At 58.1% G+C, this 8,943-nt stretch carries 11 protein-coding genes; 1 reads left to right on the top strand and 10 read right to left on the bottom strand.

Annotated features, from left to right (window positions below):
- Positions 1-210: 210 nt before the first annotated feature.
- The 7 genes from QZ540_RS07360 to infC all read right to left on the bottom strand — a co-directional run bounded on the left by QZ540_RS07360 (position 211) and on the right by infC (position 5,298).
- Positions 211-693, bottom strand: a complete 483-nt coding sequence (locus QZ540_RS07360) for a (deoxy)nucleoside triphosphate pyrophosphohydrolase (RefSeq protein WP_294628825.1) — start codon at positions 691-693, stop codon at positions 211-213.
- Between the two features lie 16 nt (positions 694-709).
- Positions 710-1,525, bottom strand: coding sequence for a DUF421 domain-containing protein (locus tag QZ540_RS07355; protein WP_294628823.1), 816 nt, complete (start codon positions 1,523-1,525; stop codon positions 710-712).
- 18 nt (positions 1,526-1,543) lie between these two features.
- Positions 1,544-2,464 (bottom strand): cation diffusion facilitator family transporter, encoded by a 921-nt coding sequence (locus QZ540_RS07350; RefSeq protein WP_294628821.1) that lies wholly within the window; start codon positions 2,462-2,464, stop codon positions 1,544-1,546.
- A gap of 97 nt (positions 2,465-2,561) precedes the next feature.
- On the bottom strand, positions 2,562-3,473 hold the full coding sequence (locus tag QZ540_RS07345; protein ID WP_294628827.1) for an RNA methyltransferase: 912 nt from the start codon (positions 3,471-3,473) through the stop codon (positions 2,562-2,564).
- A 236-nt stretch (positions 3,474-3,709) separates the two neighbouring features.
- Positions 3,710-4,090, bottom strand: a complete 381-nt coding sequence (gene rplT, locus QZ540_RS07340) for a 50S ribosomal protein L20 (protein ID WP_005507127.1) — start codon at positions 4,088-4,090, stop codon at positions 3,710-3,712.
- 114 nt (positions 4,091-4,204) lie between these two features.
- A complete protein-coding gene (gene rpmI / locus QZ540_RS07335; RefSeq protein ID WP_004006287.1) occupies positions 4,205-4,399 on the bottom strand; it encodes a 50S ribosomal protein L35 in 195 nt (64 codons plus the stop codon).
- 197 nt (positions 4,400-4,596) lie between these two features.
- Complete coding sequence (gene infC, locus QZ540_RS07330) at positions 4,597-5,298, bottom strand: translation initiation factor IF-3 (protein WP_005507875.1); 702 nt, start codon at positions 5,296-5,298, stop codon at positions 4,597-4,599.
- A gap of 293 nt (positions 5,299-5,591) precedes the next feature.
- Here infC and QZ540_RS07325 point away from each other — a divergent pair, with 293 nt between their 5' ends.
- Positions 5,592-6,014 carry a DUF1844 domain-containing protein gene (locus tag QZ540_RS07325; RefSeq protein ID WP_012903892.1) on the top strand — a complete coding sequence of 141 codons (423 nt, stop codon included), beginning with the start codon at positions 5,592-5,594 and terminating at the stop codon, positions 6,012-6,014.
- Positions 6,015-6,163: 149 nt separating this feature from the next.
- On the opposite strand, the gene QZ540_RS07320 is transcribed toward QZ540_RS07325, so the two are convergent.
- The 3 genes from QZ540_RS07320 to QZ540_RS07310 all read right to left on the bottom strand — a co-directional run bounded on the left by QZ540_RS07320 (position 6,164) and on the right by QZ540_RS07310 (position 8,509).
- The gene (locus tag QZ540_RS07320) at positions 6,164-6,955 is read right to left on the bottom strand and encodes a HisA/HisF-related TIM barrel protein (RefSeq protein ID WP_070633934.1); all 792 of its coding nucleotides are present in this window, start codon (positions 6,953-6,955) and stop codon (positions 6,164-6,166) included.
- On the bottom strand, positions 6,955-7,698 hold the full coding sequence (locus QZ540_RS07315) for an imidazole glycerol phosphate synthase (protein WP_294628817.1): 744 nt from the start codon (positions 7,696-7,698) through the stop codon (positions 6,955-6,957). The genes QZ540_RS07320 and QZ540_RS07315 overlap by 1 nt, the downstream gene beginning before the upstream one ends.
- A gap of 133 nt (positions 7,699-7,831) precedes the next feature.
- Positions 7,832-8,509, bottom strand: coding sequence for a LysM peptidoglycan-binding domain-containing protein (locus QZ540_RS07310; protein ID WP_294628815.1), 678 nt, complete (start codon positions 8,507-8,509; stop codon positions 7,832-7,834).
- Positions 8,510-8,943: the final 434 nt, after the last annotated feature.

The following is an 8,943-nucleotide window of genomic DNA, read 5'->3' as shown; positions in this document are numbered from 1 at the left end:
CTCCCCAACAAACACACAAGTCAGGATTACACGGCGCATAAATCCCCCTCAAAATATGAATAAAGGCGGGACTCCCCACAGGGAATCCCGCCTTCAAACAGTGTCACAAAAGATAGAGAAAATTTATCCTGTTACCGCCGCGAATGTGTCACACAACGGCGAATTAGCCTCGCAACGAACTAGCGCAGAACATGAGGTCAGACCTTGGGTTTACGCCTCGCCAGTGCCAGCGTCCTGTAGCTGCTGCAGGAGCGCCTCCACAATCGGCAAATCCGCAGGAATCCACGGCAAACCCAGCAGGTCGTCATACGCCTGTGCGTCATCCTTGGACTTCGGCAGCGGCATCCACTGCAGAGCGCTGTGATCTTCCAGAGTATCCGGAGTACCCGAAAGAATCTCCGCAAAGAACACGCGCATCGCCAGACGCTCACTCAGACGCCAGCCCTGCGGATACGCGCCGGGCACCTCAGCACCCAAACGCGCCTGCACGCCCAGCTCCTCCTTCAGCTCACGCACCAGCGCCTGCTTGCAGCTCTCCCCCGGCTCGACCTTACCGCCCGGGAACTCCCACATGCCGGCAACAGTCTGCGGCTCAGAACGCTGAGCCACCAGCATACGGGTCGGAGCCACCAAAGAATCAACCACGGCGGCGCCAACCACCTGAACCTCAAACGAGGGCGACACTTCACTCATCTTTCTCTACCTTCTTCTACGCTTTAGAATCCTTCAGCGGATGCGCATCCTCAGCAGCGTGCTCCGCTACTTCCTTCTCGGCATCCTCAGTATCCTCAGGCTCAGGAGCTTCCTCCACGCCTTCCTGCCACTCTTCTTCCTCATCATTCATATTCGAGGCTTCTGCCACCTCACGGCGAATATTAGTGCCGTCATTCAGCAGAATCAGCAGGCGGTTACCGTTCTTGAACTCCATGAGGAAAACATCCTCAAGTTCAACCTTCGCCGCACGCAGCTGCAGGCGCACCCAGTCCTCGGTCTTGTGAGCATCCGCAATATCACGAGTGACCAAGGTACCCTTCACAATCAGAGCAAAGTTCGGCACACCGTCGCCCTTACGAATCACACTCAGCACACCATTCGGCTCAATCTGAGCGAACTCAATGTCTTCCAGGTCGTAAATACCCTGCGCACGAAGGTCAGCAATCAGGCGCATCGGATCAAGAACCACATCTGCCTGCTGGAAGCTCTTAATATCGATATCACCATCCGTAATGACCGGCACGCGCTGCTCACGCACCGCCATATGCAGAAAACGAATCTTCGTGGTCGCCACGTTCAGCAGCTGAATCATGCACAGCGTAAACACCATGTAGATGACAAAGTAGAACAGGCTAATCTGCGTGCTGTACAATACGCCACCGAACACACCACCGATGACAAAGTTACCGATGGTATCAATCGGGGTCTGGTGCCCCGCCTGAGAACGGTGAGTCAGACGCAGGTACACCAAAAGAATGATCAGGCCAACGAAAATCTTTAGCAAACCATCAACGATCATCTCAACGGTCATAACGAAAATCTCCTAGAACTAAGCCCGGAAAATATCCGGCTCCAAATAAATGATGCGCGCCGCAGGAACAGCCTCACGAATACGCACCTCAGCAGCGTCAATCTCATCAGCTACCGCACGACCGGTGTCAGCATCATGAATACGAATCTTTGCCGCCACCAGAATCTCCTCAGGACCCAAGTGCACGGTCTTAATGTGGATAATGCGCTCGCTATCGCCATCCTCAATCGCCGCACGAATCTTCGCCAAATCCTCCGGAGAAGCAGCCTCACCCAAAATCAGGGACTTCATCTCCACCGCAAGGAACACAGCAATAAAGACCAGCAGCACACCAATAGCCAGGGTGCCGAACGCATCCCACAGGCCATTACCGGTCAGCAGGGTCAGACCCACACCGACCAGAGCAAAGAGCAGACCCAGCAGCGCGCCTGCGTCCTCCAGCAGAAGCACCGGAAGCTCCGGGTTCTTCGAAGTACGCAAGAAACGCATCCAGCTCTGCTTGCCCTTCAGCTCACGCGACTCCTTCACAGCAACACGGAACGAGTTACCCTCCAGCAAGATCGAACCCACCAGAACGGCCACCGGAACCCACTGCCACTCAGTAATACCGTGCGGATCATGCAGCTTCTCAAAACCCTCATACAGGGCAAACAAACCACCCAGCGCGAAGATAATAATCGACACAATAAACGCGTAAATATAGCGGTTACGGCCATAACCAAACGGGTGCTCCTCATCAGCCTGCTTCTGCGAAGCACGACCACCCAGCAGAAGCAGAACCTGATTACCAGAGTCAGCCACCGAGTGAATACCCTCCGCCAGCATCGACGAGGAACGAGTCAGCGCAAAAGCCAAAAACTTCAGCACCGCAATACCCAGATTCGCGCCCAGCGCGGCAATAATCGCGCCCGAACCCGAATGACCAGAAGGAGCAGACATAATTTCCCTTTCTCAGCCCTAAACCAAAACTCTAAAACCTATGAGGCGAAGGCGGCCCGCCGCTGTACCACAGCCACGAATCGCCCAACCAAGAAAACTAGCGGGACACGCCGCGCTGAGCCATCGCCGAAGCATACAGGCACACAGCAGCAGCCGTACCCACATTCAAAGACTCAGCCGAACCATAGACAGGAACAGCCACGCGCATAGTGGCGGCAGCCTTCTCTTCAGCATTCAGACCCTGAGCTTCATTCCCGAAAAGCCACATTGTCGGCTTCGAAAGATCAAAATTGCCCTTCACACCGGACGGGGCGCTCGCCTCTACACCGGCGCGACGAGCCGCAGTGTACTCGCTCAACTCCTGCAGATTCACCGCACCATAGCCGTCAGCAGCCAACACAGCGGTACCCTGAGACTTCACGTCCTCCGCGAAATCCTCCAACTGCACGCCCTGAATAATCGGCACGTGGAACAGCGAACCCGCAGTAGAACGCACCGTCTTCGGGTTGTACAAATCAACCGAACCCTTAGTCGTAATCACCAGGTCGGCACCCGCCGCGTCAGCCACACGAAGAATCGTGCCCGCATTACCCGGATCCTGCACACGAGACAGCACAGCAATCAGCTTCGGGTTCAACGCGCCCTCACCCCACAGCAGCGAGAACGAGGCATCCACCATAAAAGAAACCGCAATAATACCCTGCGGGCTCACCGAATCAGCCATCGCCTCCAGCACTTCATCGGTCACAACACGCATAAAGACGCGGCGGCCCTCCTCCGGAGTAGGAGTACCGTAGACCTGCTCCAGCAGCTCAGCAATATCCTCATGACGGTCAAACGCCGCCTCCGTGACATAAACAGCGTCCAGGATGGGGCTCTTCAGGTGCGCCTTCAACGCCTCACGCACAGCCTGCGGGCCTTCCACCAAGAACTGGCCCTTCTTCGTGCGCGCCGCGCGGGTACGCAGCTTCGCAATATCGCGCACACGATCAGCCTGCGGATTGGACATCACAACGGGGGTACTAATACGTTCAAAAAAGTTCACTCTTAAAGGGTACAGGCAAAGACGCGCCCAAAGAACGCAGAACAATCAGAAGCACAACAGCCACAAGCAGAACAGTCACAACCCCCAGATACGCAGAAAGCGGCCGCCCACACTCAAAAGTGCAGACGGCCGCTCACGACGCTTGAGCATCCCACCCCGAACCTAGATCTTCGAGGCAGAAGCACACAACCTCAGGCTAATTAAGCCTTGGGAGCCGAGGTGTCCTCGGGCAGGTTGTTCTTAGCAATCTCAACCAGTGCGTTGAAGGCAGCGGGCTCGTTAACAGCCAGCTCAGCCAGCATACGGCGGTCAACCTCAACACCAGCAGCCTTCAGGCCCTGGATGAAGCGGTTGTAGGTCAGGCCCTGTGCGCGGGAAGCAGCGTTAATACGCTGGATCCACAGGCGACGGAAGTCACCCTTCTTCTTACGACGGTGGTCGTAGCTGTAAACCAGCGAGTGAGTGACCTGCTCCTTAGCCTTACGGTACAGGCGAGAACGCTGACCGCGGTAGCCGGATGCACGATCGAGAATAGTACGGCGCTTCTTGTGCGCGTTAACCGCGCGCTTCACACGTGCCACGTGTGTCTCCTTCGTCTTATGTCCTGAACAGCTCACATATCACGCTGAACAGGAGCGAGTCTTTAATCAGTGCGCACCACTATCGGTGCGCCAGGTGCAGAGAGTAAGCGTTGCTTACTTACCCAGCATCTTCTTGACAACCTTTGCCTGGCCGCCGGTAACGATCTGGTCAGAAGCCAGACGACGGGTCAGACGAGAGGACTTGTGCTCCAGGTAGTGGCGGCGGTTCGCCTGCTGGCGCTTAACCTTGCCGCTACCGGTGAGCTTGAAGCGCTTCTTAGCACCAGAGTGGGTCTTCTGCTTCGGCATAGCTGCCGTTCTCCTTACATTCATCCCCCGCCACAACGGCGGGGTAGCTTAGTGGGGTTGAGCGATACACGCATCAGCCCCAAGGACCAAAGGTGAGGCACCCCTGACGAGGTGCCTCGGAACCGGCACCGGGTGAACCCGCAACACCCACCCAACGGTGGAGGCGCGTGCCCATCCTAAAGTGACGACCCGGTTCCCTACTCGGCGGAAGCCTGTGCCTTCAACTCGGCAGGCATAGCGTCTGCCAGAGAATTAGTTACGGGCTTCGCCTTGGTCGTGTCAATACGCTCGCGACCCTTGCGACCGCCGGCGCCCTGCTCACGGCGAGCCTCTGCCTTACCGCGAAGCGGAGCCAGAACCATCACCATGTTGCGGCCATCCTGACGGGGGCGAGACTCAACGGTGCTCACCTCAGCCAGCTCAGCCGCCAGACGCTCCAGCAGACGCACACCCATCTCGGGGCGCTGCTGCTCACGACCACGGAACTGAATCATTGCCTTGACCTTGTCACCACCGGAAAGGAAACGACGAGCGTGTCCAACCTTGGTTTCGTAGTCGTGGGTATCAATCTTCAGGCGGAAACGGATCTCCTTCAGAACGGCATTAGCCTGCTTCTTGCGGGATTCACGAGCCTTGATTGCGGCTTCGTACTTGTACTTACCGTAATCCATGAGCTTGCACACGGGCGGCTTCGCGTTCGGGGCAACCTCGACCAGGTCGAGTTCGGCGTCCTCAGCCAGACGCAGAGCGTCCTTCAGAGGGACAACGCCTACCTGCTCGCCACCGGGACCGACAAGACGGACCTCGGGAACGCGGATACGATCGTTAATGCGTGGTTCGCTAATGACTAGCTCCTGTGCTCTGTGGGTTTCCCCGTGAATACTATCCGTTGCGGGCACTAAAAAAGCCCCCGCAGTTACACAAGCGGAGGCACAAACCAGCGTACGCCGAAAGCGGCGGACGAACCCGTTCACCTCAAAACTCGCAAACTAACGTCTGCGGCGGTCAACCGGGTGGGAGGCATGCTCCACTTGCAAACTGCCTACAACGATACCGCAGAATCCCCTACAGGCGCAAGGAATTAGACGTAAAACACCATAAAAATTACGGTCCTGACCGCGGAAAGTCCACGGAGGCACCCACTCTTAAGGACGCATTTACCGAAACAAACGAAATATGAGATTCTAGGACTATGAGCACTGAAAACACGAGTTTCCGCTTCACCGCGGAAGAAGAAACCCCCGTACACGGCCACACCGAACTCACCGAAGAGCAGGTCGAAGCCGTCAACGAACAGCTGCGCGACATCGCAGACGTACCCGCCATCGAAATCATCAGCTCCGCAGCCATCCACATGATGAGCGCCGCAGCCGTCAAGTGCGGCCTCGCAGCCGACGAAAACGCCGACGACCTCAAGGACCTCGACGAAGCACGCAAGCTCATCACCGCGCTGGCAGGCCTCGTCACCGCCGCAGCACCCGAAATCGGCTCCCAGCACGCAGCGCCCCTGCGCGACGGCCTGCGCACCCTGCAGCTCGCATTCCGCGAAGCATCCCCCTTCCCGGACGAGCCCGGCAAGGGCCCCGGCGAAAAGCTCACCGGCCCGGTGTACTAAACCGTACCCGGTCTATTCACAGCGAAGCCCCGTCTCCCTCACGATGAGGAAGACGGGGCTTCGTCGTATATAAGCCTGTGCGGACAAGGAATCTACCCGGGCTAGATATGCGGGCTAGAGCAAGCCGGCAGCTTTAGCAGGAACCAAATTTAGCGGGAGCGGGAGCCGGCAGCCTCAAGAGCCTGCTCAAAACTAAAGTTGCCCACGTACAGTGCCTTACCAAGCACCACGCCCTCCAGCCCATAAGGCACCATGGAACGCAGCTTCTCAAGATCAGCCAGCGATGCCACACCACCGGACGCCACCACCCGACAGGCGCTCTGGGCAAGCACCTCATCCAGCAGCTCCGCACCGGGACCCGCCAGAGAACCGTCCTTGCTCACATCCGTAACGATATAGCGGCGCACGCCCGCGCCCTCCAGCCAAGCCAGCGCCTCCGCCAGGTCAGGGCCCGACCAGTCGGTACCGCGAGCCACCGTCACCCAACCCCGCTCGGGGTTGTAGCGGGCATCGAGCCCGAGGGCAAGAAGATCAGAATCAGCGTAGCGAGCCAGGGTGTCTTCAAGCCAGGAAGAATCCGCCAGAGCCGCACTGGTCACGTTCACGCGGTCCGGATTCAGACTCAGGGCGCGCTCCAGGCTCTCAGCATTACGCACGCCACCGCTGACCTGAATACGAACCGGGGTGGAGCTCATTCGGGTGTTCTCGGCACGGACGGCGGCGACAACCTCAGCCAGAACCTCGGTATTCGTACCGCGTCCAAACGCCAGGTCAAGGTCAACCAGGTGGATCCAGCGGGCACCAGCCTTCACCCAGGTCAGAGCCGCCTCCACCGGGTCGAGGCGCTGCTCACCACCGGATAGGGTGCCGCCCACCGGGCGCACCGCATAGCCTTCAGAAATATCAACAGCGGGCAGAAGTTCAAGAACGGGTGCAGACATTAGTTACCTCCTGCAGCAGTAGCGGAGTCGCCAGAAGACAGGCGACCGGTCACCGCCAGGGAGGCGACCCAGCGGCGCATAAACTCTGCACCCAGCTCACCAGAACCCACCGGGCAGAACTGCACCGCCGTCAGCGGACCGTTCTCAACCGCCGCAATATAGGCAGGCTCGGTGGCAGTCCAAGTCACCGCAGGAGGGGCAATATATTCAATGCCCTGATCAAAAGCCCACTCAAAAACGCCGTGCTCAGACTTGAAGTGAGCCTCGCCCTCAAGGTCCTTGAGTAGCGCGCTATCGGCGGACGGGCTCAGAGAGGAAGCTCCGGGTACCAGGTCGCGGGTAGAAAGCTCCACACCCTCACCGGGCCACTCCCCCATGCACTGCACCTGAACCTGCCCCATCTGCGGATGCTCCACCGTAATAGAGTCAAAGAGGCAGCTCAACGCTGCACCGGCAGCCAGCACCGGACGACCGCCGGCAACGCGGCGACCAATCACACGCTCGGCATCCTTAGCTTTCAGGTCTTCGTATGCCTCAAGAGAGCTCGCGCCGCCCGTAACCACCATGCCGTCAGCCTCACGCAGCTGATTGGGCACGGTAGTGACGATAACGTCCGCCCCCGCATCCTGAAGAAGCTTCACCAGGGCGCCACGAGTTCCGGGTTCACCCAAAACGGCAACCACAGGACGAGCGCTCTGCACAGTTTCAGTCTCGAGGGGTGTGGATTCAACGGGGACAGGCATCGGTGCGCTCCTATTTCAGAGGGTCAAGAATTCATATAGTTCAGGCACTACAGTTTGAGCCAGATAGCGGGTTCAGAATCTGCAGACTCAGCTCTGCTACCCCAGGAGCGGGCATGAGCCGCGGCCTTGAGCTTTAGCGCTGAGTCTGAGGAATTTCCAGACGCTGACCGGCATCAACAGAGGTGCTGGTCAACGAGTTCAACTCCATAATACGAACCACAGTATCACGGGTGTCACCCTGCGGATCCACCGCCTGAGCAATATCCCACAGAGTCTCGCCGTGCTTGACCACAACGACGGTTCGAGTCACCGAAGCGTTCTCCACGGAAGCAGAAGCTGCCGGGCCGAAGAAGCTAATAGCACCGAGCACAATCAGCGCTGCCAGGGTCAGCAGAGGCAGGCCCTTCAGGAAACCGCGCGGAGTGCCAAGACGACGAATCGAAGCGGGAACCGCGCGCAGAAGTTCGCCACCCTTAGCTAGAAGAGCACTCTTCACGCTAGGCGCCTGTGCATCAGAAACAGCCTGCGCCTCAGAAGCTGCGGAGCGAACCGGAGCAGGTGCCTTGGCAGAAATAGCAGGTGCAGAAACAGCGGGAGCGTGGGTAGGCTGGGCCACCTGCGCGGGGCGGGGTGCATGAGCCGCACGAGAAGAGCGAACAGACTGCGGAGACGCAAGCACACGAGAACGCCCCTGCACGGTGCGGGCAGACACGGTGCGGACGGACGCGGTGCGGGCGGGGTGAAGTACCACCAAACCTGCCGGAAGGTGTGCAGAAGTGCCTTGAGAAGCAATAGGTGCTGCAGTAGTCATTGTGGTTCCTTTCTCTCAGCTCGCCCCGGGGTTGCCCCGCGGGTCTAGCAATGCCGAGCGATACCCGCTCGGAGGTCCTAGTTGAGTGATAACTATGGAGTGGTGATTGTTAGGCGATAACTATTGGGTAGCTATTCTCTAGTTAGGTCAGAGCGTCGGGTGCACCGGGCTGCGCTGGGTCGCCCCAGCACCCCATCCCCTGCGCTCTCTCTTCGCCAGATGCTCGCTAGAGCATCCGAGGTAGATTATTCGAAGAGAGAGGCAGAGGATTCGAATACATTCGAACACTCATTCACTCTCCTCTCCCGGAATACTCAGGGTCGAATCTTCGAATATTTTTCGAACATCCACCCGTAAATCCTGAATTTCAGGAGAGATTCAAGAGTATATACGAACTCTTGTTCTAAAGTCTAGCAGAGATGTACTAAAAATTT

Origin of the sequence: uncultured Rothia sp. (genome assembly GCF_916049665.1) — a bacterium.
Classification (GTDB): domain Bacteria; phylum Actinomycetota; class Actinomycetes; order Actinomycetales; family Micrococcaceae; genus Rothia.
This window is presented reverse-complemented; position numbering and strand designations above follow the sequence as displayed.